Here is a 24030-nt window from a genome sequence, read left to right on the forward strand (position 1 = left end):
TCAGCCTCTGTAGGGTTCGAGGATGAGATCGCGCGTGACGATGACGCGGACCGGGAAGCCCGGCCGGATGGTCAACGTCGGCGCGACCTGCAATTGGCGCCTGACAATCTGCTGACCGGCGTCGTTGATGGTGTCCTGTGTGCCGTCGCGGATAGCGCGGACCAGGCGGTCCTCATCGCTGACCGCCAGTTCCGTGCCAACCGCGAGCAGCGTGGAGAGACCGGCCGCTTTGGCGAGATCCCACCAGTGATAATCGACCCCATCCTCAAGACCAGCGTATCCTTGCGTGTCGGCGCCCGGCTGGCGTTCGAGGACGATGGAGCGGCCGTTCGGGAAGATCAGCCGGTTCCAGACCAACAGCGCTCGTCTCTGCCCGAACTGCACGTTGTTATCGTACTGGCCGATAATCCGGGTGCCCTGCGGGATCAGAAGCAATCTTCCGGTCGGGCTGTCATAGATGTTTTCCGTCACCTGCGCCGTGATCTGGCCAGGCAGATCGGAACGGATGCCGGTGATAAGCGCGGCGGGGATCACCGCCCCGGCTTGGAGGATAAACGGCGAAGCCGGAGCCATGACGCGATCCGTCGCCGTAGTCCGGCGATCGACTGGCGCATTGAGAAACGCAAGCTGCCGATCCTGCGCGGTCTGCTGTCCGGGTTGCCCGGCCAAGCCGGCAAGATCGAAGCCGGGAACATTCGGCATGGTTGAGCCGCCGGGTGTAGTCGCCGTCGAGCCAGGTTGGGTCTGAAAGAAGACGCGGCTGGTCCGCGCAGCTTCTTCCTCGGCCTGGCGGCGCTGCTCCGCCTCATCGACGGTGGTTGTCGTGATCGTCGGCGGAACGACGGGCTGGCCCCGGTTCTGAGCGTCGAGGATCGGCCGCCCGAGATCTCCGGGCAGCGGCGGGCCGAGGACAGGCCCGGTGTAGTCGCGCGGCAAACCGGCAAGGCCATCTGCCGTCTGGCGGTTGTTGGTCGAGTAAAGTTCCTCTCCGCCCTGGCCTCCATTGCGGGTCTGGAGAGCGTAAATCAGCGCGCCGCCGATCCCGACGAGGCCGACGGCTGCGACGCTTGCCAGCACCTTTCGCGAAAGGCGGGTGACGCGTGGCGCCTCGGCGCGAAGGCGCATGGTAGCTGCATTGTCGGTATTGTCCTCACTCATGATGCGGGCCTCCCATCGGTGCGGACGATCCTGACGACCTGCTGTTTGTCGCCGCTGCCAAGGCGAAGCTCGGCAGCGCCGAAGAGGCGATCGACGATCAGGATGTGCTGATGAATACGGCTGTTGACGAGTTGGGCTTCGCCCTCCGGACCGATGACGAAGATCGGCGGCATTTCGCCCTGGATGATCCCGCCCGGAAACTCGACGTAGACCCTGCGACCGTCGTCATAGACGGAGACTGGTTTCCAGGGCGGGTTCCCACCGGTCAAACGGTATCGGTAGTTGCGCGCCGCAACGGCCGGGATGACCGGGGTTGCCGGAATGCTCTGGCCTTGACCGGCGCGCGGCCGCGGATAGGACCAGGAGACGGACGGCATATAGGGCTTCGCGCCGGAACGCAGCTCGATCATGTAAACGCGCCGGTCGGTGGTCACGACGAGATTGGTCGTGATGTCCGGCCGAGACGGCTTCACGAGGATATGGACGCGGCGGGTCGTGCCGCTGCCGCTCTCGGTGTCACCGATAATCCAGCGGGCGGTGTCGCCGGCTGCAATCGGCCCGGCGCCGGTCAGCGATTCGCCGGGTTCCAGCGCGATATCGGTGATCTGCCCGGGAGCTGCATAGACCTGATAGAGCGCGCCTTCCGACCAGGGATATATCTGGATTGCATTGAAGTAGCCCTCCCGGCGCGGCTGCACGCGAGCGGCAGCGTTGGCGTTCTCGACGCGAGCGACTGGTGTGCTGCCCGCAGTGCCGCCCTTTGCCGGCGTCCAGGCCGGAGGGATGTGGATCGGACGGGGCCGATCGTCCGTCGCCGATACGGGAACGGCCGGCAAAGCCGGAACATGTCGATCGTAGCTGATCTCTGGCGGCTTCTGCGGCGTGGCGCAGCCCGCCAACGTGGAGGCGGAAAGCAGCAGAACCGGAAGCGCGGATTTACGGAAAACCGCAAAGGCGGGTTTGCGGATCATCGGCCGGTTCATTGGCTCAACTCCCGCGACCAGTTGATCGCATTGATATAAATTCCGAGCGGGTTGACCTTCAGCCGCTCCGCATCGCGCGGTGGCTGGATGACGATGGTCAGGATCGCGGTCCATCGCTCTGTCACGCCGAGCTGTCCGTTCTCAAAATGCCGTTCCGTCCACGCCACGCGAAAGCTGTCCGGAGAGGCGCGGATGACGCTGGAAACCTCGACGGCGATCTGCTGCTTGCCGACCTTCGTGAAGGGATCGTTGGCGCGGGCATAGTCGTTGAGGGCAGCCGCACCGCGATCGGTCGTCCATTCATAGGCCCTGAGCCAGTTCTGCCGGACGATGATCGGATCGGCCGGAATGCTTCTCGTCTGCTCGATGAAGCGTGCGAGATGCCAGGCGATCTGCGGATCGGTCGGACGGTAGTCGGCAGCGGCAGGGGCAATGGTCTGGGCCTGACCCAGATTGTCTACCTGAACCACCCAGGGAACCACTGTCCCGCGAGCGGACTGATAGACTAATGCGGACGCGAAGCCGGCTGAGAGGATCAGCGAGCCGAAGGCCATGTAGCGCCAGTTCTTCGCCTGGACGCGGGCGGAGCCGAGGCGTTCGTCCCAGACCTGTGCGGCCTTCTGGTAAGGCGTTTCCGGTTGAGGTGTCTTGCCGTAATGCACGGCCGGGCGTTTGAAGAGATTCATGAACGGTCACTTTCGGAGAGATTGACGGATGCGCCGGACCCATGGCTGTCGCCCGAGCGGACGGCATGGGCGGCAGCGCTGACGCCATGGGAGACGTGGCTGCCGCGCTTCATGCGCTGCACCCAGGCCGGCGGCTGGTCGGGGGTGGCTGCGGGAGCGACGGAAGCGGGATCGGCTTCGCCGCCACCCGCGCCGGACGAGAAAGAGCCACCTGTGGCGCTGACGCCTGCTCGCGCGCCGTCGGAGAAGCTGGATTTCATGCTCTCGGACGCACGGGAGGCGGCACGGCGCAACGGGGAAACGGAGGCCGATCCGGCGGCGCGCGCTACGCCTCCGAGGCCGGACGCGCCCGACTGTCCCATAGAGCCCAATGTGTAGGCCGACGATGCCGCGCCGGCCGCCGCAGCGCCACCACGCGCGGCAGCGGCGCCGCCGGAAAGAAGAGCGGCTCCGCCCTTCGCGGCCATCACCGCGCCGCCACCGGCGGCAAGTGCTGCGCCCCCGACAGCAAGGCCGGTGCCAACCGCGGCGCCTGCGCCAAGCTGTGGACCGCCGCTGACCAAACCAGAGGCGATGCCGGGACCGAAGATGCCGAGGCCGACGAGCGAAAGCGCGGCGAGCACGATGGCCATCGCGTCGTCGATGCTCGGGGTCTGCCCGCCGAAGCCCTGTGTAAACTGGCTGAACAATGTCGAGCCGATGCCGACGATGACGGCGAGGACCAGCACCTTGATGCCGCTGGAGATCACGTTGCCAAGCACGCGCTCGGCCATGAAGGCGGTTTTGCCGAACAGGCCAAACGGGATCAGGACGAAGCCGGCCAGCGTCGACAACTTGAACTCGATCAGAGTCACGAAGAGCTGGATCGCCAGAATGAAGAAGGCGAGGATGACCAGCGCCCAGGCAAAGAGCAGGCAGACGATCTGGATCAGGTTCTCGAAGACTGCGATCCAGCCCATCAGGGGCGAGATCGCGTCAAGCAGAGGACGCGCCGCATCGAGGCCGGTCTGTGCCACCTTGCCGGGACGCAGCAGATCCTGAGCCGTAAAGCCTGTACCGGCGGCCTTTAGTCCGAGACCGGAGAAGCTGTCGAAGACGATCTTCGCCAGATTGTTCCAGTTGGAAATCAGGTAGGCAAAGACCCCGACAAACAGGGTCTTTTTCACCAGCCTCGCGATGATGTCGTCGTCGGCGCCCCAGCTCCAGAAGAGAGCGGCCAGCGTCACGTCGATGACGATCAGCGTGGTGGCGACAAACGCCACCTCGCCGCCGAGCAGACCGAATCCGCTGTCGATATAGCGGGTGAAGGTTCCGAGGAATGTGTCGATGACGCCCGAGCCGCCCATGGTTCATCGCCCTTCGCTGGGGGCCGGTGACGCTGGCGCGGGGGACGGACGCAGGAAACGGTCGCGCGTTTCCGCCCAGACGCGCAGGCATTCGGCGTCGTTCGCGGCCTGTTGCCCAAGCTGCTGGCACCGGCGCTGCCCCTCGCGCAGCGGATCATGCGGAGGTTCGATGATGCGCGTGGAGAACTCCTCTTTCGGCTCCTCCTTTCGGGTTAGTTCGACGACCGCCGCCGTGATGGCGACGGCGACGAACACGACAGCGCCCAGCCGGGCCAACATCTTACCGTCCATAAGCCCGCCCTCAGTTGCCGTTGAACATCTGCGCATTGCCCGGCTGGTAGCCTGAACCCGGCGTCAGGAAGCGGCGGCGCTGCTCCCGCCCCTGCTCGGCCGCAGCCGTGCGCTCGGCTTCGGTCAGCGCGCCGGCACGCCCATTGGCGGCAAGCAACGCCACCAGATCGGAGAGCTGCTGCGACTGGAGTGCGAGCAGTTGGTTGCCAGCCTGCGTTGCCTGAAGTGCGCCGGTCGCGCCCTGGCTTTGGCTCACCAGTTCACTCATCTGCGTGCGGTTGGTGTCGATGTTGCCGACGACACCCGCCTGGACGCGCATGGCGTCCTGCAGGCCGCCGACCGTGTTCTGCCAGCGCGAGCGCGCGTCGGAGACGAGTTGCTGGTCCGTGGCCGACATGGAGACGTTGCCGTATTGCTGCTGGAACGCCTGGTCGATCCGCTGCACATCGAAGGCGATGTTCTGCGCCTCGCTCAGAAGCTGCTTCGTGCGCTGGACATTCTGCAGAAGCTGCTGGAGCGAGGAGAACGGCAGGCTCGCAAGATTGCGGGCTTGGTTCATCAGCATCGTGGCCTCATTCTGAAGAGAGGTGATCTGGTGGTTGATCTGCTCCAGCGTGCGCGCGGCAGTCAGGACGTTCTGCGCGTAGTTGGAAGGATCGTAGACAATCTTCCACGCATAGGCGGGCGCGGTCGCGAACGGCGAGATCGCAAGCGGCATGGCAAGCATGGTCGCCGCGAGAACAGCGGAGTATTTACGAAGTCGACGGATGCTCATGGCTGAAGCTCCTTTTCGGGTTGGGGGACGAGTGTTTGGACATTGGGAAGGAGATCGACGGCCCAACCGACCTCGCGGGCGTTGAGCCACGCGGTCAGGAAACCGTCGCGGCCATGCTCGGCGAAGATCTGGTCGATCAGCGTTTGATCGGATTTCGAGGATGCAGCGCAGAGCGCGAGACCGACTTCGGACAGGCCGAGCTCGAACAGACGATTGCCGCGGCGTGACTGACAGTAGTAGTCCCGCTTTGGCGTCGCCCGCGCGAGGATCTCGATCTGGCGATCATTGAGACCGAACCGGCGATAGATCGCCGTGATCTGTGGCTCGATCGCGCGCTCGTTCGGCAGGAGCAGTCGCGTCGGGCAGCTTTCGATGATGGCCGGAGCAATGTCGGAATTGTCGATGTCGGAAAGCGACTGCGTGGCGAAGATGACGCTGGCGTTCTTCTTGCGGAGCGTCTTCAGCCATTCGCGGAGCTGGCCGGCGAAGCCTTCGTCGTCGAGCACCAGCCAGCCCTCGTCGATGATGAGCAGCGTCGGCCGCCCATCGAGCCTGTCGCCGATGCGATGGAAGAGATAGGCGAGCACAGCCGGGGCTGCGCCCGTCCCGACCAGCCCCTCGATCTCGAATGCCTGTACGTCCGCCGAGCCGAGATGTTCAGCTTCGGCATCCAGCAGCCGACCGTAAGGACCGCCGACACAGTAAGGCCGGAGCGCCTGCTTGAGATCGTTGGACTGAAGAAGAACGCTGAGGCCAGTGATCGTGCGCTCGCCGACCGGCGCCGAGGCAAGCGAGGTGAGCGCCGTCCAGATATGCTCCTTTGCCTCCGGCGTGATCTTGATGCCTTCGTGCATCAGGATCGCGACGATCCAGTCGGCGGCCCAGGCGCGTTCATAGGTATCGTGAATGCGGGCCAACGGCTGGAGCGATACCGAGGCGTCCGATCCTTCGGTCAGTCCGCCGCCGAGATCGTGCCAGTCGCCGCCCATGGCGAGCGCGGCGGCACGGATCGAGCCGCCGAAGTCGAAGGCGAAGACCTGGCTGCGGAGGTACCGGCGGAACTGCAAAGCGATGAGCGCGAGCAGCACGGATTTGCCCGCGCCCGTCGGGCCGACAACGAGCGTGTGGCCGACATCGCCGACATGCAAAGACAACCGGAACGGGGTCGAACCTTCGGTTCTGCCGTAAAGCAGCGGGGGCGCATCGAAGTGTTCGTCCCGTTCCGGCCCCGCCCACACGGCAGAGAGGGGGATCATGTGGGCGAGATTGAGCGTCGAGATCGGCGGCTGTCGCACATTGGCGTAGACATGGCCGGGCAGACTGCCGAGCCAGGCATCGACGGCGTTCACCGTCTCGATCATGGCCGTGAAGTCGCGGCCCTGGATGACCTTCTCGACCAGCCGCAGTTTTTCATCGGCGATGCGCGGGTCGGCGTCCCAGACCGTGATGGTCGCGGTGACATAGGCCATGCCGGCGACATCCGCGCCGAGTTCCTGCAAGGCCATGTCCGCGTCGGCTGCCTTGTTCGCGGCGTCAGTGTCCACGAGCACCGATTGCTCGTTGGTCATCACCTCCTTGAGGATCGCGGCAATCGACTTTCGCTTGGCGAACCACTGCCGCCTGATTTTGGCCAGCAGCTTCGTCGCGTCGGTCTTGTCGAGCAGGATCGCGCGCGTCGACCAGCGATACGGGAAAGCCAGCCGGTTCAGGTCGTCAAGCAGGCCCGGCGTGGTCGCCGTCGGGAAGCCGACGATGGTCAGCACACGCAGATTCTGGTCGCCAAGACGCGGCTCCAGACCGCCGGTAAGCGCCTGGTCGGTGAGCAGCGCGTCGAGATAGACCGGCGTTTCCGGCACACGGACACGGTGGCGTTTTGTCGACACGCAGGAATGCAGGTAGGTCAGCGTCTCGCTGTCATCGAGCCAACCGCAGGAGGGCATGAAGCCATCGAGCAGCGCCAGCACGCGATCGGTGCGGTCGGTGAAGGCGCGCAGGATTTCGTGCGGGTCGACGCCCGAGCGCTCCCGGCCTTCGTAAAGCCAGGACTCGGTGCGCGCGGCTTCCTCGGCCGGCGGAAGAAACAGGAATGTCAGAAAATAACTCGATACGAAATGCGCGCCGGCTTCTTCGAAATCGGCCTTGCGTTCGGCATCGACCAAAGCCGACGCGGGATCGGGAAAGATGTTGTCGGGATAGGTGGCGGCCTCGTACCGTTGCGCCTCGACGAAAATGCTCCAGCCCAGGCCAAGGCGGCGGAAAGCGTTATTGATGCGGCTCGCAACGGCAACCAGCTCGGCCGCGACGGAGGAATCCAGATCTGGACCCCGAAAGCGGGCCGTGCGCTGGAAAGAGCCATCCTTGTTCAGCACGATGCCGGGAGCGACCAGAGCGACCCAGGGCAGATAGTCGGCAAGGCGGGCGGCGGAGCGGCGGTATTCGGCGAGATTCATCATGATCGCGCTCCTCACACCGCCAGGAAAGCCGGAATGCGCAGATGCCTGCGCCCGACCTCGACAAAGAGCGGATCGCGACGGGCCGCCCAGACGGCCACGAAATGACCGATCGCCCAAATGGCGAGGCCGACGAGCCAGAGGCGCAGGCCGAGGCCCACGGCCCCGGCCAGCGTGCCGTTCATGATCGCGATGGAACGCGGCGCGCCGCCGAGCAGGATGTGCTCGGTCAAGGCGCGATGGACAGGCACCGTAAACCCCGGCACCGCGTCGAGTTGTTCGAGGACGGCCGCCATCAGACAAGCACCCCGCCGCCGAAGCTGAAGAAGCTGAGGAAGAACGAGCTGGCCGCGAAGGCGATCGACAGACCGAATACGATCTGGATCAGGCGGCGGAAGCCGCCGCTTGTGTCGCCGAAGGCGAGCGCCAGGCCGGTGGCGATGATGATGATCACCGCCACAATCTTGGCCACCGGCCCCTCAATCGACTGGAGTATCTGCTGAAGCGGCTGCTCCCACGGCATGGAGGAGCCGGAGGCATGGGCTGGCGGCGTGGCGGCCAGCATCATGATGGTGAAGAGCGCGGTCGAACTGGCGAGACGCTTATAGCTGCCACGCATGATCGAGCCGGCGGGCAGCTCCGGGTCAACGGGCACCGTGGACAGGACGGGCGGATTGGACACATTCGGAATGACGGGCGAATTCATTCAGCTTCTCCATTCGAGGTGGTTGCGGGGGTGATGCGGTAGTCGCCGGTGGCGGGATCGATGCCGTCGACGCGCGCGATCTCGGCCAGCCGTCGGGACGAGCCGCGCCCAGAGAGGACGGCGATGAGATCGATGGTCTCGGCGATCAGCGCGCGCGGGACGGTGACGACGGCTTCCTGGATGAGTTGCTCAAGACGGCGTAGGGCGCCGATGCCGGAGCCGGCATGGATTGTGCCGATGCCGCCCGGGTGGCCGGTGCCCCAGGCTTTGAGGAGGTCGAGAGCTTCCGCACCTCGTACCTCCCCGATGGGGATGCGGTCGGGCCTCAGGCGAAGCGATGAGCGAACAAGGTCGGAGAGCGTGGCAACGCCATCCTTGGTCCGCATGGCGACGAGGTTCGGCGCTGCGCATTGCAGCTCGCGGGTATCCTCGATGATGACGACACGATCTGCTGTCTTCGCCACCTCGGCGAGCAGCGCGTTGGTCAGCGTTGTCTTGCCGGTGGAAGTGCCCCCAGCGACGAGTATGTTGGCGCGGGACTGGACCGCTGCGCGCAGCTTCACTGCCTGATCGGCCGTCATGATGTCGGCGGCCACATAATCGTCGAGCGTGAAGACCGCGACAGCCGGCTTGCGAATAGCGAAGGCGGGTGACGCTACGACTGGTGGAAGCAGGCCCTCAAAACGCTCACCTGTTTCCGGCAACTCGGCCGAGACGCGCGGCGAGCGGGCGTGGACCTCCGCACCGACATGGTGCGCGACCAGACGCACGATGCGCTCGCCATCGGCGGCCGTCATCGTCTCGCCGGTGTCGGCCAGCCCTTCGGAAAGCCGATCCACCCAGATGCGCCCATCGGGGTTCAGCATCACCTCGACCACGGCCGGGTCTTCCAGAAACCGCGCGATTGCCGCTCCGAGCGCGGTGCGCAGCATGCGCGCTCCGCGCTGGATCGCTTCCTGTCTGTGGTGGGTGGATGCCATGTTGTCCCCGTTTCTCGTGGGGACGCAACAGATGATCCCCGGATCGGGGATTATTAAAAGAGCCCGGAATCAGGCCGATTCAACAAGTTTCGGTCGTAGTAGTAGTGTAGCGTGCAAATACAGGAGAACGGCGGAGAGGGCCTCATATTGACGGATTACTTGCTGCGATTGTTCGCCGATTGCGCGTGAAAATCCGGTCGGCGATTCGGCGATCCTTACAAAGGCGACGAGGGGGGGAAACCAGTAAGGCTTCTTGTGGGAAGGGGAGTGGCGAAAGCTTCCATCGGCGAGAGTCGTTCCCCCGAGAGGCGATGGAGTCCGGTATCGGCCCTATCGAGCGTCTTCTTGGCAGTCGCGGCTATTTCGACTTCGCCGCGCCATAACGCAGGCCATCCAGCAGCAGCATGAGCATTCGTTCGGTGTGCGCCGGCCCATCCTCCCCTGAAGCCACGGCGAGGTTTCCGATCGCGCGCAGCAGATCGTAGGGCGCAATGTCAGCTCGGACTTCTCCCGCAGCGGCAGCAGCATTCAGCAGCATCGACAGAGCCGGTTCAAATCGGCTTCGGAAATAGTCCGGCAAGGTGGCGAATGCCGGATCGCCGGAATGGAGCGCCGCGGCCAACCCCTGTTTGGTAGCGAGGAAGCGCGTGTAGCGCTTCAACCAAGCTGCCAGAGCATCGGCTGGCCCATGCTCAGCGGCAAGCATCGCCGCCGCACCGGCGCAGGCATCAACCTCCCGGCGAAACACCGCAGCCACCAGATCGGCACGTGTCGGGAAACGGCGGTAGAGCGTACCCAGCCCAACGCCCGCCTGCGTCGCAATCTCCCGGATGGGCGCATCCACCCCCGAACGGGCGAACACGATCTTGGCCGCTTCCAAAACGGCTTCCTCGTTTCTGCGAGCATCAGCACGCATTCGCGGTGCGGGTGCTTCGGCATCGCCAAGAGCCGGTGACGCGGCCTCGCCTGCATTCCGGAGTTCAGTCGACAACATTTTTGCGATCCCTCTTGATAAACGGATCAATGATCCGTATTTATAGTATAACGGATCATTGATCCGGTTTCCAGTTCGGAGGTTCGCAGTCTCATGTCCAACCCGTTCGCAGAAACCCGCGCGCGCACTGCCGGATTACCCGCCGTTGTTTCCATCTCTCCCATTACCTTACTGTCACCGGGACGAGGCGTTGATCTGCACGTTCGGGTTTCCTTACCGATCTCAGGCCACACGCTGCCCGTCATCATCTTCTCGCACGGCAATGGCCAGTCGTTTCACGCCTATGGCCCCCTTGCCGATTATTGGGCAGCGCATGGTTTCGCCGTAATCCAGCCGACACATCTGGATTCGCGGATGGTCGGCCTTGCCGCGAACGATCCTCGCCGCCCCCAATTCTGGCGCTTTCGTGAGCAAGACCTAGCCACCGTCCTCGACGGGCTTGATCGCATAGAGAACGAAGCATCGCTGATCCGGGGGCGGCTCGACCACTCTCGTATCGCGGTTGCCGGCCATTCATGGGGCGCCCAGACCGCCAGTACCTTGCTTGGCACCACCCATCCCGATCCCGACGACGGATCGATGGTCAATAGGAAGGACAACCGCGTGAAAGCGGGCGTGCTGCTGGCGCCGCCAGGTAGAGGCAATGGCCTGACCGAATATGCGGCCCATACCTACCCATTCATGTATCCAGATTTCTCGACCATGACGGCGCCGACCTTGGTCATCGTCGGCGACCGCGATGTCGGCAGACTTTCGACACATGGCGCCGAGTGGTGGCGTGATGCATACGATTTGAGCCCCTCACCCAAGGTATTATTTACGGCCTTTGGCGGCGAGCATGCTCTTGGCGGCATCCCCGGCTACGAGGCACGCGAGACGACGGACGAACGGCCGCAGCGGGTCGCCGCGATCCAGCGTCTTTCCACCGCCTTCCTCCGCAGCGCGCTCTATCCCGGCGATCCCGCATTTTCCGAAACGGTCGCGACACTGGCAGCCGATGCCGCGCCGGAAGGCAGCGTCGAGACGAAGTAATCGGACACGCCTGTTCCCACTCCCGCGTAACCCGCGTCCATCCCCATCCGCGGCCGCGCTACGCCATCACCACAAACAGGAGTTTTGCATGAACACGATTCTCATCACCGGCACCTCGTCCGGCTTCGGGCTTGAGACTGCCCGCTATTTCCTTGATCGCGACTGGACCGTCATTGCCACAATGCGCACGCCTCGTGAGGATGTGCTGCCAGCATCCGAACGTCTGCGCGTCGTTGCACTCGATGTGACCGACGCTGCCAGCATCACCAGTGCTCTGGATAAAGCAGGGCCGATCGACGCCCTCGTCAACAACGCCGGTGCCGGTCTGATGGGTGCGCTGGAAGGCGTGTCGATCGACGCAACGCGCCAGCTTTTCGAGCTGAACACGTTCGGCACCATGGCGATGACGCGAGCCGCACTGCCCGGCTTCCGGGTGCAAGGGTCGGGCGTGATCGTCAACGTGTCGTCCGCCGTGACGCTCAAGCCGTTGCCGCTGCTGTCCGCCTACACGGCCAGCAAGGCAGCCGTAGAGGTATTCAGCGAAAACCTCGCTTTGGAAGTGGAGCCCTTCGGTGTGCGTGTGCGGCTGGTCGTCCCCGGCCGCGCGCCGGAAACGCCCTTTAGCGCGACCGCCCGTGCCCGCTCGCAGAACGGCATACCCGAAGCCTATGCTGCGTGGGCCAGACAGGTGTTCTCCGCAGCGCCGCAGCTCGTCGAAATCACCACCGCAAGTGACGTGGCGGAAGCGGTCTGGCAGGCCGTGACCGATGCGTCTTCTCCGTTTCGCATCCCGGCCGGCGCGGACGCCGTAACGCTTGCCGCGCAGGTCGCGTAATAACCGACCTCGGCCCCTTCACCGGTCGGATCGTTCGCCGCAACGTGGCCGCTCCGATCGGAAGATTCGAATGAGGCGGTGCCTTCCGAGCTGCGAGCGTACTACTTGAACGACACCGCTTGCCCAACACCTGTTCCCGAATGCTTTTTGGAGAATCGGCCGATGCGCATGGTGTTGAGACTTTCGGAAACGCTGCGAAACAACCGGTTTGAAGCCGGAAGCCGCCATTGCACCTGCCTCGCATCGAGATGCCCCTCGCCCAGATATGGCTCAAACCTTATTTTGGCGGTATGCGACTCCGATCCGGTTTTAGGAGAATGCACGAAGAGATCATTCACGCGCGTCGGGACCAGCCACATCTTCGGAAATCTCCTGACGCAGCTTCGGCCCCTGCGCCAGACGACGGCCGAGGGCCGTGATGAACGCCTCATAACGCTCGCTGGCCTTGGCACGCGCTGCCTGCGCTGCCGGCTCGGGCAAGGCTGGCGTCGTAAGAAGCCATGAGCGGATGAACACCGCAAGGGTCTCGACGGCGATGCCGACGTCCCGTTCCAGGCGCGTCATGCGGCGGTCGATCTGGTCGAGGCGTTTGGCAACCACCGCCTCGCGTCGCTCCGCATCGTCCGGCGAGAGGAACGACGCGATGGCCGCCTCCGCGATCATAGACTGCGACTGGTCGCGGCGCGCGGCGAAATCCGCCAGTACCTTCTCGACGTCGGGGTCGAGATAGATCGTCGTCTTTATCTTCTTTCGGCGAGTGGTCATGGCGCCTACAGCTCCATGCCGTCATTCGGATCGAGCGAGACCTGCCGCGCGACACCCTGCATCTGGCGGAGCATGCGCCGGTTGCGAATTGCCTCCTCATCAATATCATCCGGCGGCTCGATCTCGAACTCATTCTCGATCGGCGCCTTCTTCTTTACCGGCTTTACCCGGTGCAGTTCGTGCTGCAGCCGCCGTTCGGATTCGGTCGGATCCTCGTCGTCGGATCGGCCTGCCGGCTGCGCATCGAGCGCTTCCGGCCGCGCCGGGATCGGCAGGCTACTCCAGTCGTCCGGGCGAACCTGATCCGGGCGCTTCAGGTCGGGCGGCGACAGCAGGCGCTCACGGAAACGGGCATCCTCATAGTAGCGGGCCTTCTTGGCCCGGATCGGCGGAATGCCGGCAACCATGACGATCTCGTCGGTGGGCGGAAGCTGCATGATCTCGCCCGGCGTGAGCAACTGGCGGGCGGTTTCCGAGCGGGACACCATCAGGTGGCCGAGCCAGGGCGACAGACGGTGCCCGGCATAGTTTTTCATGGCCTTCATCTCGGTGGCCGTCCCGAGGGCGTCCGAGACGCGCCTGGCCGTCCGCTCGTCGTTCGTCGCGAAGCTCACGCGAACATGGCAGTTGTCGAGGATCGAATTGTTCGGCCCATAGGCTTTCTCGATCTGGTTCAGCGATTGCGCGATCAGGAAGCTCTTCAACCCATACCCCGCCATGAAGGCCAGAGCGGTCTCGAAGAAGTCGAGGCGGCCGAGCGCGGGAAACTCGTCGAGCATGAGGAGGAGACGATGGCGCCCGGTCTTCGCCTGGAGCTCTTCGGTCAGGCGACGGCCGATCTGATTGAGCAGCAGGCGGATCAGCGGCTTGGTCCGGTTGATGTCGCTGGGCGGCACGACGAGGTAGAGCGTCGTCGGATGCTCGCCGCCGACGATGTCGCTGATCCGCCAGTCGCAACGGCGCGTGACCTCCGCGACCACTGGATCGCGATAGAGGCCGAGAAACGACATGGCGGTGGAGAGAACGCCGGATCGCTCGTTGTCGGATTTGTTGAGCAGCTCGCGCGCGGCACTCGCGACGACAGGGTGGGGGCCGACCTCGCCCAGATGCGCCGTCTTCATCATGGCGCGCAGCGTCGACTCCACCGGGCGCTTCGGGTCGGAAAGGAAGTTCGCCACGCCGGCGAGCGTTTTTTCCGGCTCGGCATAGAGGACATGAAGGATCGCGCCGACGAGAAGCGAGTGGCTGGTTTTTTCCCAGTGATTCCTCTTGTCCAACGACCCTTCGGGATCGACCAGGATGTCAGCGATGTTCTGGACATCGCGCACCTCCCATTCGCCGCGGCGGACCTCGAGCAGCGGATTGTAGGCGGAGGATTTTGGGTTGGTCGGGTCGAACAGCAGTACGCGCCCGTGGCGCGAACGGAAGCCGGATGTGAGCTGCCAGTTCTCGCCCTTGATATCATGCACGATGGCCGAGCCCGGCCATGTCAGAAGTGAGGGCACAACCAATCCGACACCCTTGCCCGATCGCGTCGGCGCAAAGCACAGCACATGCTCCGGCCCGTCATGACGCAGATATTCGCGTTCGTATCGGCCCAGCACCGCACCATCGGGATCGAGCAGACCGGCAGCCTCGATCTCGGGCTTCTCTGCCCAGCGGGCCGAACCATAGGTGGCGACGTTCTTCTGTTCGCGCGCCCGCCAGACCGACATGCCGATAGCTACCGCGATGGCGATGAACCCGCCTGATGCCGCGATGATACCGCCGGTAGCGAAGATACCCGGCGCATAGGCGTCGTAAAAATACCACCACCACATGATGGCTGCCGGAAAGTAGATCGGCACGCCCAACAGCGTGAACCACGGCTCGCCGAGCTGCGCCTGATAGCCGAGGCTCCAGGCGACATACTGCGTCGCGCCCCAGGTGGTGGTGAGGACGATGAGGAACACGATCAGGATCTGTCCCCAGAGGATCTTGGTGCCTGACATGGCGAGGCTCCTTTCTGACGAGCGTTAGAGACCGAGCCCCCGCTTGCGGCCGAAGTCCCAGTCGATGCCGCCGTCGTCGCGGGCGACGCCGGAGACGTGGCGACCGATCTGCTTTTCGAGAGACGGCGACCAGGGAACGAGCTGGAAGCCGAGGCCGTCGTCGATCATGGCGAACCGGCCGGAAGCGAGCGCGAGGCGCTGGCGATAGGAACCGGCGACATATTCGCCGCCGCCGGCTTGGTTGAATGACAGGCCGGTCTCCGCGGCGAGCTTTTCGCCCAGCGCACCGACCTCGCGCTGGCGAAGCGTGTTGAGCAGCCGCCGGGCGAAGACGACACGCCCGCCCTGCCACTCGGCTAGACCCTCACCGATGAGGTGCTCGGCCCGTTGGTCAAGAGCCTGCTGCACCTCGGCGCCGAAGCCGCCTTCCGAGAGGGCTATCGGTTCGCGAGCAACGGCTTGGCGATCGAGCCAGGTCGCACCCGTTGCGTCGACCTGCGCGTGGATATCCAGATCGGAGCGGACGGCGAGCGCGACGCGGCGCTGGCCTTGCGCATCCTCGTAGGCGCGCAGCTCGACGATCGAGCCCGGCGGGCTGTCGCCGGCAGCGTCCATAGGCGGTAGCTTGATGTGATGGGTGCGCCCGTCCACGCCGTCGACCACGGCATAGGCCGTCCCCTTCAGCTCGTCATCGAGACCGCGTTCGAGCAGGCGGCCGACGACGGGCACGTCGAGGCTTTCGCCGGCCAGGACATAGCTCGCCGAGCCGCGCTCGATGCCGCGTTCGGTGAGCGTGTGGTGCATGCGCTTGATGATGTCACCGCGCTCGCCGAGTTCGCGCAGGACACTCTCCCCCTCGGGCCTGATGAACCATTGCGAATGGCCGACCTGTCCGGCGACGCCGAGAATTTCCAGCGTCCGCAGCCGGCCGACCTTCAAGGCGTGGAATTCGTCCGGCTGTCGGTCGGCGCGCGGCGCGAGGTCGATGATGCCGGACTTGCCCGCGTCGCGGACGAGTTGCCGGTCAAGCTGCGTCCAGCGCTCCGTCTCGATCTGGCTCTCGAGGGTGCGGCGGATATCGAGATCGGTGCGCGGTCCCAACTCCTGGGTGATGAGCTCGCGCGCCCGGTCGCGCATGCCCTCCTTGATGTAGTCGCGCGAGATCACGAGGTCCTGGCCGTCGTCCCTCACGCCCCGCACGATCAGGTGGACATGCGGATGCTCGGTGTTCCAGTGATCGACGGCCACCCAGTCGAGCTTCGTGCCGAGATCCTTTTCCATCTGGCCGACGTGATCACGAGTGAAGGATCTGAGATCGGCCATGTCGGGCGCGTCGTCGGGCGAGACGATGAAGCGGAAATGGTGCCGGTCATCACCACAGCGCTCTGCGAAGGCGCGGGCATCCGCATTCTCCGTTCCCGGCCCGAACAGCCGCGCCTTCTCCCCATCACGGGTCACGCCGTCGCGGCGCAGATAATCGAGATGGGTTCCGAGCGGTGCGGACCGGGGGGAGTGGCGGACCACACGCGCCTTCACGACGGCGCCGCGGGTGCGCGACGTGATGAGGCGGTTGGCCTGAATGCTGGCGCGCTGGCCACGCCCGAAGCGTGAGCGATTGCCAGAGGTGACGCGGCCGGAGCGCGAGACGCCGCCGCCTGCCTTCTTCGCTGCGGCGAGCGCCTGCGCAACGAAAGGCCGGCTCTGTTGCGCGCGGGTCGATCGGATGCGCCCCGGACGGATGCGGAACTCGTGGTCATCGGACATGACGTGACCCCGCACGGTGCAAAAAGGACCAGAAAATCAGGAAGATGGGCGCGGAGCGCACGGTGCGCGAAGGCGCTGCACGGTGCGGAACGCGCCAAAAATATGAACAAAAACAACCGCCCGACCGAAGCGCACCGTGCGCCCTTTTATCCTGCCATCGTTCGGTTGCTGCGCCTGCCGCCACCCACGGCGCTCTCCAGAACACGCCAGCGCACGGTGGGATGCGAATTGCCGCCGAGCCGCTCATGGCCGGCCTCCGGTGGCATTCCGAGCGACGAACAGCCCGTCCGGCTGTGCCGCGATAAGCATCTGCGGTGTCGCCGTGACGGGTGAACGGGCGTCGCCCGGCGAGCGATCCGGAGACGCGGAATTGACGGGTGAAGCGCCGTCATCGCGCCCGACGAAGATTGCCGCCTCGCGCCAGTCGAGCGGCCGGGCGATCGCCGAACCGCTCTTCGAAGGGCGCTCGCCGCGCAGCGCGGGCGCGAGCGAAGCGACGTAAGCCCGCGTCTCGGCGGGCAGCGGACGACCCTTCGAGCGATGTTCGTCATAGCGCGCAGGCCCCGCGTTGTAGGCCCCGAGCATGGCGGCGATGTCGCCATAGCGATCCCACATCTCGCGCAGGTACGCCGTGCCCGCGAGGATGTTATCGCGCGGATCATAAGGATTGCGGCCGAGGCCGTAGCGGACGCGAAGCTCGGCCCATGTGTCCGGCATGACCTGCATCAAACCCATCGCGCCCGCCGAGGAGACGGCGCGCACATCGCCCGCGCTCTCGGCGCGCATGACGGAGATGATCCATGCAGGCGGAATGCCGAAGCGGCGCGATGCCTCGGCGATATGCGCGGCATGTGGATGCCCAGCCGCGGCACGCACCGGCGACGAGACTTGCGCCAGAGCCGTCGGCGGTGCGGCTGCGGCGAAGATCAGGCCGGAAAGAAGAAAGAGGAGCGCGGAGCGCCGGACGGCGGAAGTGCGTCCGGCGGGCGCGCGGTCTCGGGGCGCCACCATTCAGTCCTCCTGCCGCTTCTTGGGAGGCTGGACGGTGTTCAACACCCAGGCGGAACCGTCGTCGCCGGTGCGGAAGAGATTTGCGCGAAACGTGCCGCCGAGAAGCGGGCTGTAGATCGTGACAGAGACGAACTCGCCGGCGCGCTCGCCGACATGCGTCCAGCCCGCACCGATGTCGAGGCCGTCTTCGTCACCGAGCAGGACGCGGTATTTCGGGGCGTTCTCAGTCTCCGAGGGTTCGGCAGGAACGAGGGTCATTTCCTCTTTGATGCCGAGCGTCCGGAACTCGCCTTCAAAGCCGGTTTCCGTGCGCGTGAACTGTCCGATCTGGGCCATGGTCGTGGTCTCCTATGCTGCGGTGGGGTGGCGAAGGGCGCGCGCTCACCGCGTCGGCGCGCGCCAGACAAAGTGGCCGTCGCCGTCCTCGTCGGTGAAAAGCGGGGTGGCCCGGCCGATCACCGCCGCGGCGGGGAATGGGCCGAAGTAGCGACCGTCGAGGCTGTCGGCGGCCTCGAGGTTCATGAGGAAAAGTTCGTCGCCGGCGATGACACGGCAGCCCCGCCAGACCGGCAGGTCGCGGCCAGGGCTGTCGCGGTCGCGGGCCTCGCCAAGCGGAACGTCGTCGACCGTGACGGCGCGGCCGTTGCGGCATACGCGCTGACCCGGCAGGCCAACGACGTGCTTGAGGATCGGCACGTCGCGGGCGACATAGCCGCGTTCGACCATGAAGGAGGCGAACGGCTTCGGCGCCATGACGGCGACGAGATCCGGCACTTCGATCCGCTCGGCCGGCGATATCGTGTAGAAGCCGATCGGCGCGCTCGCCGTCGCATTCCAGATGAGTTTCAGCGGCACCGGCATGGCGCCGGCCGCGGCGATGCCGAGCACGGCGACGGATGTCGCCGCGAGATAGCCGAGCCGCGTCATCGTCCGAACTCCCGCCGTCGGAGCCAGGCTTGGTGGCGCTCGGCCGTGTACGGGCGCGGCGTCTCGCCGGCATTCATCCAGTGCGCGACGTGCCGCCAGTGATCGGGATCGGCGTCGGCGGGATCGATGCCGAGGGCCTCGATGCCGTCGACATGGCGAAGCACGTCCTCGACCTTGGGCCAGCTTTCGACCTTCAGCAGGATTTCGCCGCCAGGACGCACGAAGGGCAGCGTCTGGAACGGCTCGCCGCGATCGACCGCGCGGACGATGTCCAGGCGCGAGATGATCGTTCCGTACTCGTTCGCTGCCCAGCGAACGAGGCAGAAGACCGTGCCGGGCGCGAAGCCGACCACCCTGTGCCGGCGGTCGAGTTTCTGCTCGTAGCTTTCGCGGCCGAACCTGATCCAGTTCTCGATGCGCTTTTCGATCCAGGTGAGCTCGACGAGCGTGGTGAAAGCGGCGGGACCGTCCGGCAACAGACGACCGCCGATGCGGAGCGCCGCATTGCCGGTCATGGTGTATCTCCTTGGGTGTCGGGGAATTCGCGCTCGAGCAGCTCGCGCAGCATGTCGGCGACGGTGACGCCGCGGCTGAAGGCGGCGATCTTGATCCGGCCGCGGAGCTCAGGTGTAATGTCGATGGTGAGCCGGGCCGTGAAGGTCACGGCTGCACCATTGCGTGGCGGAGGCGTGTCGCCTGCCTTGATCCAGCCGTCCGGATCGGCAGGACGTTGCGCGAACCCGCGCTTTTCGGCGGGGGCCGTCATGACGCGCCTCCGTCATGGAACGGCAGCACGGTGGCGATGCGGTCGCGGGCGCGGTCGGCCATCGTGGGGTCTATCTCGCAGCCGATATAGCGGCGGCCAGAGAGCCGGCAGGCTTCGCCCGCGGAGCCGGAGCCGGCGAACCAATCGCCGATCAGGCCGCCTTCCGGGCAGCTCGTGCGGATCAGGATTTCGAGGAGCGCCGACGGCTTTTCAGTCGGGTGGATCGCGCGGCCGTGGCAGTTGCGCAGGTAGATGACCGAGCGCATGAGGCGCGGCCCGCCGTCGTGGCTGACATAGTGGCCAGCGTCGATCTGGCCGGTATGGGGCGGACGCTGCTTGCGCCGCACGGTGCGGGCCGTCGCGTCGGGCGTGGTTTGTGGGTCGTTGTAGATCGCGCGCCATGGCGTCTCGGCGGGGTAGAATTGAACGGCCAGTTCATGCACCCGCTTGAAGCGGTCCGCATGGAAGCCGGTGCCGTTCTGCTTCTCCCAGACGATCTCCTGGGCGAGCCGCAGGCCGGCGTCGGCGAAGCGGTCGGCGGTTGCCATGAAGCTGCGCAGCGAACCGAAGACCCACATCGAGCCGGTCGGGGCAAGCGCGCCGCGCGCGAGCGCCAGCCAGCCCTCGACGCGGCGATCCCAGGCGAGCGATGTCTCCCCGTAAGGGGGATCGGCGAGGATCATGTCGAACGGGCCCCGCGCCGGCATGCGATCGCGGCAGTCTCCGGACAATATGATTTCGGGGAGAACCGTCATGTCGCGGTCCTCCCGATGCCGAGACGCTCGACCTCGGCCGCCAGTGCCGCGATCTCGCGCGCGGCGGGCGAACGCCGGTCGATGTCTGACGCGAGCCGCCCGGTCTGCGCGGCGTCGGCGAAGACGACGCGCTGGCCGATCGTTGTGGCGAGCACTGGCGGATCGTGATCAGCCAGGGTCTCGGCCGTCTCGCGAGCGATGACGGTGCGGGCGCCGCAGCTGTTCAGCACGAAACGGGCGGTGAGCTGGGGCCGGTAGATGCGCGCCTCCGCCAGGAGCGCCAGCATCTCGGCGGAGGCCCAGCCGTCGAGCGGTGACGGCTGCACCGGGATCAGCACGAGGTCGGCGGCGAGCAGCGCGGAGCGCATGAGGCCGGCGACACGCGGCGGGCCATCGATGACAACGTGATCGACGTCTCGCGCGAGTTCGGGTGCCTCGCGATGCAGCGTGTCGCGTGCCAGGCCGACGACGCCAAAGGCGCGTGGCAGGTTCTCGCGCGAGCGCTGCTGCGACCAGTCGAGCGCCGAGCCCTGCGGGTCGGCGTCGATCAGGGTCACGCGCTTGCCGCGCATCGCCAGTTCGCCGGCGAGATGCAGCGCGAGCGTCGTCTTACCGACGCCGCCTTTCTGGTTGAGAAGCGCGACGATCATCGGCGTCCTCCCGGTGGATCGAGAGGAAGACGGGACGTATCGGGATCAGTGGATGGAGAGGCCCCACCGGGGCGGCTTGTAGCCGTCTGTGGCGGCTCGGCTGGCGCGCTTGGCGCGCTCTTCCTGGCGGTAGCGCTGAGGCTTCTCGCGGCGTCGCGGATGAGGTTTTCCACATCGCGCGCGCGCGCTTTAAGGTTAGAGTCTTTGTTAGACTCTAAGTTAAGGGCGCGATTTCGTGTGGAGTTTCCGTGCGTTAAACCCTGTTTGGGTTCCTGATAGCACGAGCCTCGGGTTCCCGATAGCACGATAGTCCGGGTTCCCGATAGCACGAGGCTATCCACAGGTTGTCCACAGGCCGGAGACGGCTCGAAGGCGAGCAGCAGGCGCCCACCGATCTCGGCTTCGAGAAAGAGCCTGTAGCCGGGCAGCGGCTGACGCCGGATGATGTCGCGCAGCTCGAAGGCGAAGCGTTTGAACGGCGACAGGCTGCCGGATTTCTGGTGAAGGTGACGGAAGTCGAAGCGCCATCCATCGCGCTGGCGGCCGCCGTGCTTGCGCACCAGGCGGTAAAGCCAGCGGTCTAGGCCGCCGGTCAGATCGAAATAGGTCCGGTCGATCGTGAGCACGAGCGCGTCATCGAGGACGGCCTGGTAGAACCAGTCCGGCACGATCAGCTCGATGCCCTCGGGGCGGCCGTTGCGGTCAGTGCGTTCCTGCCACTCGTTGATCCACGAGAAGCGATGACGGCGGCCTTCGGCAGGCTGTCGGATCGAGGTGGAAACAGTGGTCGATTGCAGGCGGTCGAGGGCGGCTTTCAGGCGCTGATAGTCGCGCGAGCTGGTGCCCCGGCCGACATAGGTGAGGATTTCGTAGGGCGTGGCGGCCATCAGCCGCGAGGTGCGAAGCCCGTTATCGCGGGCTTCGACGATCTGGCTCGCCGCCCAGATCAGGATGTCGGCGTCCCAGATCGTGGCCATGCCATGATCGGGGACCGCCTCGACCCGGATCGTCACGTTGCCGGCGACGAAATCGATCGGAGCAACGCGATGGGTCTTGGATAGGGAGAAGAAGGGATAGGCCATGAGATCCTGCGCGTCTCGTGGCGCGAAGTCGCCGGGAAGCGCGCGGAACAGATCGAGCTGCCCGCGCTCCGAAAGGGATCGACGCCGCACCGCCATGAAGAAAGCCGGCCGCGGTCAGCGTGCGTAGCGGCCGAGCTGCGGCCCGGAGTGAATGACGTGGCGCTTCGCCGGCAGCACGGAGCCGCGCGGATCAGATGTCGACGTCACCGCGCCGCGAGCGGCCCAGGTTTCGAGATCGTCGATGGCATAGACGACGCGGCCGCCGAGCTTGCGATAGGCCGGGCCTGTTCCGTAGGTCCGGTGCTTTTCGAGGGTGCGCGCCGAAAGGCTGAGAAACTCGGCGGCTTCCTTGGTGCGCAGGAAGCGCGGCGGGAGAACGACGGGATCATGTGGCATGGATCGAGCCTCCGTGGTGTCGGTGAGAGCCGTCGCGGATCAGCGGCGGACAACGACCACGGTGGCGGAGGAGAGCCGGCGAGTTGCAGGGCGAAGTTAGGGGGCATCAAATTCGCCCGCCACAAAGGGGGCGAGACCGCGCTAGGGTCGTCGGCGATGACGAAGGAGTTTTCGATATCCGCCCGCGATCATGGCTTTAGCATCGCGCAGAAGGGTCTTGATCTTGTGACGGGCCTCCGACGCCTGCCATGCGTCGCGGTCGAGACGATCGATACTGAAGATGACCTCGGCGATTTCCTGCTGCGTCGCGCCGGCCCGGTATCCGTCAAAGGCACGCAGCATTCGGCGCTGGCGGGAGCGCATCTGTCGCGTCAGCCGCGTGTCGGGGGGAATGGCCCGGCCGTGCAAAGCCGAGAGAAGGCGATACACGGCTTCGATCCGGTCGAAGCCCTCAATGCCGAGAGGGATCGCGGCAACAGAAGGCGTGTGCCCGTCAATGGCGCGGTCAATGATCTGGAGCGATTGCCCGTTCGCGAGACCGAAGCGAAACGCCGCGTCGTCATCTGCCAATGGCGGATCGCGTCGCCATGGTTCGGGGAAAACGCTTGAGATGCGTGAGCCAAGATCAAGCGGCGCCTCGGTCAGCACGATAATGCTTGTATCCTCCTGCGGGAGCCAGAAAACCGGAGCTTCCGGCGGCGGTATCAGGGGATCGACCGGGAAATCGCAACCCCCACCGCTGTCGGATTCGCTCGGTCGGTGGTTCGGGCACTTCGCGAGCGGAGGCCGAAGCCTCAAAATCCGCGTCGTAGGCGTCGTTACGGCGGAGCCATTCCCAAGCCAGATCGGACGCGGTCAGCTTATCCAGATGGTCATATTCCGAAGAACGCCAGGTCGATGCATCAGGTGTCATCGCCGATACTCCCAAGTATCTGTCTAAGTCTTTGGGAAGATCACGATTCCCGTTTGGGTTGATCTGCGGAAGTCAGTCGCGCCTCAACAGGTGATGCGCCCTGCGCATCACTATAGAGGCCCGCGCTGGCTTTCACGAACCAGTTGGCGATAGCCGTGTTCGGTCATCCAGCGGGCACGTGCGAGATGTGCATCATGAATCGAGCGGCAGCGCTTGGGATCGCGGTCGGGGTCAAGGCCAAAGAGGACATGAACCGCCTCGCGCCAGTCTGCGCCATCGCGGTCGGCATCGAGCAGCCGCATGTAGAGTTTCATGTGCTCGCGATCATAAGATGTAAGCGTTTCGCTGAACGGTGGTTCGTCCAGAAAGGTGTCTGTCGCCTGTCCCATCAAGCCACCATAGTCACGCGCATTACGTTCGTTAACTATCTTACCGCAGGAGATAGACTCTTTTCTTGACAAGGATTTGGTAATTTCGGTGTCCCGCCCTACCGGCGGGGAGAGTCGATCCTGTCGTGCAGGAGCAACACCCCTTCGCCCTTGTCCGTCGAGAGCAGAACGATCCCAGCCGATTCGAGCGTCCGGCGCACCTGATCGCGCGTCGATTCGAACACCTCGAGGCCGTTTTCGGATTCGAGGCGCTTCAATGCGGTCAGTGCTACTCGGGCCTTGTCAGCGAGCGTCTCCTGCGTCCAACCCAGCAACGCGCGTGCGGCCCGTGATTGTCGGGCGGTGATCATGCATGATCACCTCCCACTCGGACCTACGCGCACTC

At 65.2% G+C, this 24030-nt stretch carries 29 protein-coding genes; 2 read left to right on the forward strand and 27 right to left on the reverse strand.

Annotated features, from left to right (window positions below):
* The 11 genes from CES85_RS20115 to CES85_RS20165 all read right to left on the reverse strand — a co-directional run bounded on the left by CES85_RS20115 (position 1) and on the right by CES85_RS20165 (position 10369).
* On the reverse strand, positions 1 to 1158 hold the full coding sequence (locus tag CES85_RS20115) for a TraB/TrbI/VirB10 family type IV secretion system protein (protein WP_095447499.1): 1158 nt from the start codon (positions 1156 to 1158) through the stop codon (positions 1 to 3).
* The gene (gene trbG / locus CES85_RS20120) at positions 1155 to 2141 is read right to left on the reverse strand and encodes a P-type conjugative transfer protein TrbG (RefSeq protein WP_095447500.1); all 987 of its coding nucleotides are present in this window, start codon (positions 2139 to 2141) and stop codon (positions 1155 to 1157) included. Before trbG ends, CES85_RS20115 begins: the two co-directional genes overlap by 4 nt.
* The gene (gene trbF, locus CES85_RS20125; RefSeq protein WP_095447501.1) at positions 2138 to 2827 is read right to left on the reverse strand and encodes a conjugal transfer protein TrbF; all 690 of its coding nucleotides are present in this window, start codon (positions 2825 to 2827) and stop codon (positions 2138 to 2140) included. Before trbF ends, trbG begins: the two co-directional genes overlap by 4 nt.
* The gene (gene trbL / locus CES85_RS20130; RefSeq protein WP_095447502.1) at positions 2824 to 4173 is read right to left on the reverse strand and encodes a P-type conjugative transfer protein TrbL; all 1350 of its coding nucleotides are present in this window, start codon (positions 4171 to 4173) and stop codon (positions 2824 to 2826) included. The genes trbF and trbL overlap by 4 nt, the downstream gene beginning before the upstream one ends.
* A gap of 3 nt (positions 4174 to 4176) precedes the next feature.
* Positions 4177 to 4464: a putative entry exclusion protein TrbK-alt gene (gene trbK-alt / locus CES85_RS20135; protein WP_095447503.1), complete on the reverse strand. Its 288-nt coding sequence runs from the start codon at positions 4462 to 4464 to the stop codon at positions 4177 to 4179.
* A gap of 10 nt (positions 4465 to 4474) precedes the next feature.
* Complete coding sequence (gene trbJ, locus CES85_RS20140; protein ID WP_095447504.1) at positions 4475 to 5239, reverse strand: P-type conjugative transfer protein TrbJ; 765 nt, start codon at positions 5237 to 5239, stop codon at positions 4475 to 4477.
* Positions 5236 to 7692 (reverse strand): conjugal transfer protein TrbE, encoded by a 2457-nt coding sequence (gene trbE, locus CES85_RS20145; protein ID WP_095447505.1) that lies wholly within the window; start codon positions 7690 to 7692, stop codon positions 5236 to 5238. The genes trbJ and trbE overlap by 4 nt, the downstream gene beginning before the upstream one ends.
* 11 nt (positions 7693 to 7703) lie before the next feature.
* Entirely contained in the window at positions 7704 to 7985 is a 282-nt protein-coding gene (locus CES85_RS20150) for a VirB3 family type IV secretion system protein (RefSeq protein WP_095447506.1), read from the reverse strand.
* Positions 7985 to 8308 (reverse strand): TrbC/VirB2 family type IV secretion system protein, encoded by a 324-nt coding sequence (locus CES85_RS20155; protein WP_095447993.1) that lies wholly within the window; start codon positions 8306 to 8308, stop codon positions 7985 to 7987. The genes CES85_RS20150 and CES85_RS20155 overlap by 1 nt, the downstream gene beginning before the upstream one ends.
* A gap of 83 nt (positions 8309 to 8391) precedes the next feature.
* A complete protein-coding gene (trbB, locus tag CES85_RS20160; protein WP_095447507.1) occupies positions 8392 to 9375 on the reverse strand; it encodes a P-type conjugative transfer ATPase TrbB in 984 nt (327 codons plus the stop codon).
* Positions 9376 to 9733: 358 nt separating this feature from the next.
* Positions 9734 to 10369: a TetR/AcrR family transcriptional regulator gene (locus tag CES85_RS20165; RefSeq protein WP_095447508.1), complete on the reverse strand. Its 636-nt coding sequence runs from the start codon at positions 10367 to 10369 to the stop codon at positions 9734 to 9736.
* 93 nt (positions 10370 to 10462) lie between these two features.
* Here CES85_RS20165 and CES85_RS20170 point away from each other — a divergent pair, with 93 nt between their 5' ends.
* Together CES85_RS20170 and CES85_RS20175 are read left to right on the forward strand one after the other, a co-directional pair.
* Positions 10463 to 11401, forward strand: a complete 939-nt coding sequence (locus CES85_RS20170) for an alpha/beta hydrolase family protein (protein ID WP_095447509.1) — start codon at positions 10463 to 10465, stop codon at positions 11399 to 11401.
* Positions 11402 to 11489: 88 nt separating this feature from the next.
* A complete protein-coding gene (locus CES85_RS20175; RefSeq protein WP_095447510.1) occupies positions 11490 to 12236 on the forward strand; it encodes an SDR family oxidoreductase in 747 nt (248 codons plus the stop codon).
* Positions 12237 to 12566: 330 nt separating this feature from the next.
* Here the strand turns inward: CES85_RS20175 and CES85_RS20185 are convergent, their stop codons facing one another.
* From CES85_RS20185 to CES85_RS20265, 16 genes are all read right to left on the reverse strand, one after another.
* A complete protein-coding gene (locus CES85_RS20185; protein WP_095447512.1) occupies positions 12567 to 13001 on the reverse strand; it encodes a CopG family transcriptional regulator in 435 nt (144 codons plus the stop codon).
* Positions 13002 to 13006: 5 nt separating this feature from the next.
* Positions 13007 to 14992 (reverse strand): conjugal transfer protein TraG, encoded by a 1986-nt coding sequence (locus tag CES85_RS20190; protein ID WP_095447513.1) that lies wholly within the window; start codon positions 14990 to 14992, stop codon positions 13007 to 13009.
* A 24-nt stretch (positions 14993 to 15016) separates the two neighbouring features.
* Positions 15017 to 16756 (reverse strand): relaxase/mobilization nuclease domain-containing protein, encoded by a 1740-nt coding sequence (locus CES85_RS20195; protein ID WP_095447514.1) that lies wholly within the window; start codon positions 16754 to 16756, stop codon positions 15017 to 15019.
* A gap of 243 nt (positions 16757 to 16999) precedes the next feature.
* Complete coding sequence (locus tag CES85_RS20205; RefSeq protein WP_075657416.1) at positions 17000 to 17767, reverse strand: lytic transglycosylase domain-containing protein; 768 nt, start codon at positions 17765 to 17767, stop codon at positions 17000 to 17002.
* The gene (locus CES85_RS20210) at positions 17768 to 18103 is read right to left on the reverse strand and encodes a DUF736 domain-containing protein (protein ID WP_075657415.1); all 336 of its coding nucleotides are present in this window, start codon (positions 18101 to 18103) and stop codon (positions 17768 to 17770) included.
* 45 nt (positions 18104 to 18148) lie between these two features.
* Positions 18149 to 18694 (reverse strand): S26 family signal peptidase, encoded by a 546-nt coding sequence (locus tag CES85_RS20215; protein ID WP_095447516.1) that lies wholly within the window; start codon positions 18692 to 18694, stop codon positions 18149 to 18151.
* A complete protein-coding gene (locus tag CES85_RS20220) occupies positions 18691 to 19209 on the reverse strand; it encodes a DUF2840 domain-containing protein (RefSeq protein WP_075657413.1) in 519 nt (172 codons plus the stop codon). The genes CES85_RS20215 and CES85_RS20220 overlap by 4 nt, the downstream gene beginning before the upstream one ends.
* The gene (locus CES85_RS20225; protein ID WP_075657412.1) at positions 19206 to 19460 is read right to left on the reverse strand and encodes a ribbon-helix-helix protein; all 255 of its coding nucleotides are present in this window, start codon (positions 19458 to 19460) and stop codon (positions 19206 to 19208) included. Before CES85_RS20225 ends, CES85_RS20220 begins: the two co-directional genes overlap by 4 nt.
* Entirely contained in the window at positions 19457 to 20215 is a 759-nt protein-coding gene (locus tag CES85_RS20230; protein WP_095447517.1) for a DNA-methyltransferase, read from the reverse strand. Before CES85_RS20230 ends, CES85_RS20225 begins: the two co-directional genes overlap by 4 nt.
* Positions 20212 to 20865, reverse strand: a complete 654-nt coding sequence (gene parA, locus CES85_RS20235) for a ParA family partition ATPase (protein ID WP_075657410.1) — start codon at positions 20863 to 20865, stop codon at positions 20212 to 20214. The genes CES85_RS20230 and parA overlap by 4 nt, the downstream gene beginning before the upstream one ends.
* Complete coding sequence (locus CES85_RS20240; protein ID WP_075657409.1) at positions 20862 to 22043, reverse strand: replication initiator protein A; 1182 nt, start codon at positions 22041 to 22043, stop codon at positions 20862 to 20864. The genes parA and CES85_RS20240 overlap by 4 nt, the downstream gene beginning before the upstream one ends.
* Before the next feature lie 18 nt (positions 22044 to 22061).
* Entirely contained in the window at positions 22062 to 22343 is a 282-nt protein-coding gene (locus tag CES85_RS20245; RefSeq protein WP_075657408.1) for a helix-turn-helix transcriptional regulator, read from the reverse strand.
* A gap of 141 nt (positions 22344 to 22484) precedes the next feature.
* Positions 22485 to 22991, reverse strand: a complete 507-nt coding sequence (locus tag CES85_RS20250) for a DUF2285 domain-containing protein (protein WP_235911234.1) — start codon at positions 22989 to 22991, stop codon at positions 22485 to 22487.
* Complete coding sequence (locus tag CES85_RS20255; RefSeq protein WP_075657407.1) at positions 22969 to 23256, reverse strand: transcriptional regulator domain-containing protein; 288 nt, start codon at positions 23254 to 23256, stop codon at positions 22969 to 22971. Before CES85_RS20255 ends, CES85_RS20250 begins: the two co-directional genes overlap by 23 nt.
* Before the next feature lie 110 nt (positions 23257 to 23366).
* The gene (locus tag CES85_RS20260) at positions 23367 to 23645 is read right to left on the reverse strand and encodes a DNA -binding domain-containing protein (RefSeq protein WP_075657406.1); all 279 of its coding nucleotides are present in this window, start codon (positions 23643 to 23645) and stop codon (positions 23367 to 23369) included.
* A gap of 98 nt (positions 23646 to 23743) precedes the next feature.
* Complete coding sequence (locus tag CES85_RS20265) at positions 23744 to 23995, reverse strand: helix-turn-helix domain-containing protein (RefSeq protein ID WP_075657405.1); 252 nt, start codon at positions 23993 to 23995, stop codon at positions 23744 to 23746.
* Between the last annotated feature and the right edge of the window lie 35 nt (positions 23996 to 24030).

The sequence above is a fragment of the Ochrobactrum quorumnocens genome (assembly GCF_002278035.1).
Classification (GTDB): Bacteria; Pseudomonadota; Alphaproteobacteria; order Rhizobiales; family Rhizobiaceae; genus Brucella; species Brucella quorumnocens.

What these genes read in the sequence shown, in the direction of transcription:
- trbJ (WP_095447504.1), bottom strand. Translation starts at nt 5,239, where the DNA reads ATGAGCATCCGTCGACTTCGTAAATACTCCGCTGTTCTCGCGGCGACC.
- CES85_RS20230 (WP_095447517.1), bottom strand. Translation starts at nt 20,215, where the DNA reads ATGACGGTTCTCCCCGAAATCATATTGTCCGGAGACTGCCGCGATCGC.
- CES85_RS20165 (WP_095447508.1), bottom strand. Translation starts at nt 10,369, where the DNA reads ATGTTGTCGACTGAACTCCGGAATGCAGGCGAGGCCGCGTCACCGGCT.
- CES85_RS20225 (WP_075657412.1), bottom strand. Translation starts at nt 19,460, where the DNA reads ATGACGGCCCCCGCCGAAAAGCGCGGGTTCGCGCAACGTCCTGCCGAT.
- CES85_RS20115 (WP_095447499.1), bottom strand. Translation starts at nt 1,158, where the DNA reads ATGAGTGAGGACAATACCGACAATGCAGCTACCATGCGCCTTCGCGCC.
- CES85_RS20185 (WP_095447512.1), bottom strand. Translation starts at nt 13,001, where the DNA reads ATGACCACTCGCCGAAAGAAGATAAAGACGACGATCTATCTCGACCCC.
- parA (WP_075657410.1), bottom strand. Translation starts at nt 20,865, where the DNA reads ATGATCGTCGCGCTTCTCAACCAGAAAGGCGGCGTCGGTAAGACGACG.
- CES85_RS20255 (WP_075657407.1), bottom strand. Translation starts at nt 23,256, where the DNA reads ATGACACCTGATGCATCGACCTGGCGTTCTTCGGAATATGACCATCTG.
- CES85_RS20245 (WP_075657408.1), bottom strand. Translation starts at nt 22,343, where the DNA reads ATGCCACATGATCCCGTCGTTCTCCCGCCGCGCTTCCTGCGCACCAAG.
- CES85_RS20175 (WP_095447510.1), top strand. Translation starts at nt 11,490, where the DNA reads ATGAACACGATTCTCATCACCGGCACCTCGTCCGGCTTCGGGCTTGAG.
- CES85_RS20195 (WP_095447514.1), bottom strand. Translation starts at nt 16,756, where the DNA reads ATGTCCGATGACCACGAGTTCCGCATCCGTCCGGGGCGCATCCGATCG.
- CES85_RS20190 (WP_095447513.1), bottom strand. Translation starts at nt 14,992, where the DNA reads ATGTCAGGCACCAAGATCCTCTGGGGACAGATCCTGATCGTGTTCCTC.
- CES85_RS20155 (WP_095447993.1), bottom strand. Translation starts at nt 8,308, where the DNA reads ATGCGTGGCAGCTATAAGCGTCTCGCCAGTTCGACCGCGCTCTTCACC.
- CES85_RS20150 (WP_095447506.1), bottom strand. Translation starts at nt 7,985, where the DNA reads ATGGCGGCCGTCCTCGAACAACTCGACGCGGTGCCGGGGTTTACGGTG.
- trbB (WP_095447507.1), bottom strand. Translation starts at nt 9,375, where the DNA reads ATGGCATCCACCCACCACAGACAGGAAGCGATCCAGCGCGGAGCGCGC.
- trbL (WP_095447502.1), bottom strand. Translation starts at nt 4,173, where the DNA reads ATGGGCGGCTCGGGCGTCATCGACACATTCCTCGGAACCTTCACCCGC.
- CES85_RS20205 (WP_075657416.1), bottom strand. Translation starts at nt 17,767, where the DNA reads ATGGTGGCGCCCCGAGACCGCGCGCCCGCCGGACGCACTTCCGCCGTC.
- trbG (WP_095447500.1), bottom strand. Translation starts at nt 2,141, where the DNA reads ATGAACCGGCCGATGATCCGCAAACCCGCCTTTGCGGTTTTCCGTAAA.
- CES85_RS20215 (WP_095447516.1), bottom strand. Translation starts at nt 18,694, where the DNA reads ATGACGCGGCTCGGCTATCTCGCGGCGACATCCGTCGCCGTGCTCGGC.
- trbF (WP_095447501.1), bottom strand. Translation starts at nt 2,827, where the DNA reads ATGAATCTCTTCAAACGCCCGGCCGTGCATTACGGCAAGACACCTCAA.
- trbK-alt (WP_095447503.1), bottom strand. Translation starts at nt 4,464, where the DNA reads ATGGACGGTAAGATGTTGGCCCGGCTGGGCGCTGTCGTGTTCGTCGCC.
- CES85_RS20220 (WP_075657413.1), bottom strand. Translation starts at nt 19,209, where the DNA reads ATGACCGGCAATGCGGCGCTCCGCATCGGCGGTCGTCTGTTGCCGGAC.
- trbE (WP_095447505.1), bottom strand. Translation starts at nt 7,692, where the DNA reads ATGATGAATCTCGCCGAATACCGCCGCTCCGCCGCCCGCCTTGCCGAC.
- CES85_RS20260 (WP_075657406.1), bottom strand. Translation starts at nt 23,645, where the DNA reads ATGGGACAGGCGACAGACACCTTTCTGGACGAACCACCGTTCAGCGAA.
- CES85_RS20210 (WP_075657415.1), bottom strand. Translation starts at nt 18,103, where the DNA reads ATGGCCCAGATCGGACAGTTCACGCGCACGGAAACCGGCTTTGAAGGC.
- CES85_RS20240 (WP_075657409.1), bottom strand. Translation starts at nt 22,043, where the DNA reads ATGGCGGTGCGGCGTCGATCCCTTTCGGAGCGCGGGCAGCTCGATCTG.
- CES85_RS20170 (WP_095447509.1), top strand. Translation starts at nt 10,463, where the DNA reads ATGTCCAACCCGTTCGCAGAAACCCGCGCGCGCACTGCCGGATTACCC.
- CES85_RS20265 (WP_075657405.1), bottom strand. Translation starts at nt 23,995, where the DNA reads ATGATCACCGCCCGACAATCACGGGCCGCACGCGCGTTGCTGGGTTGG.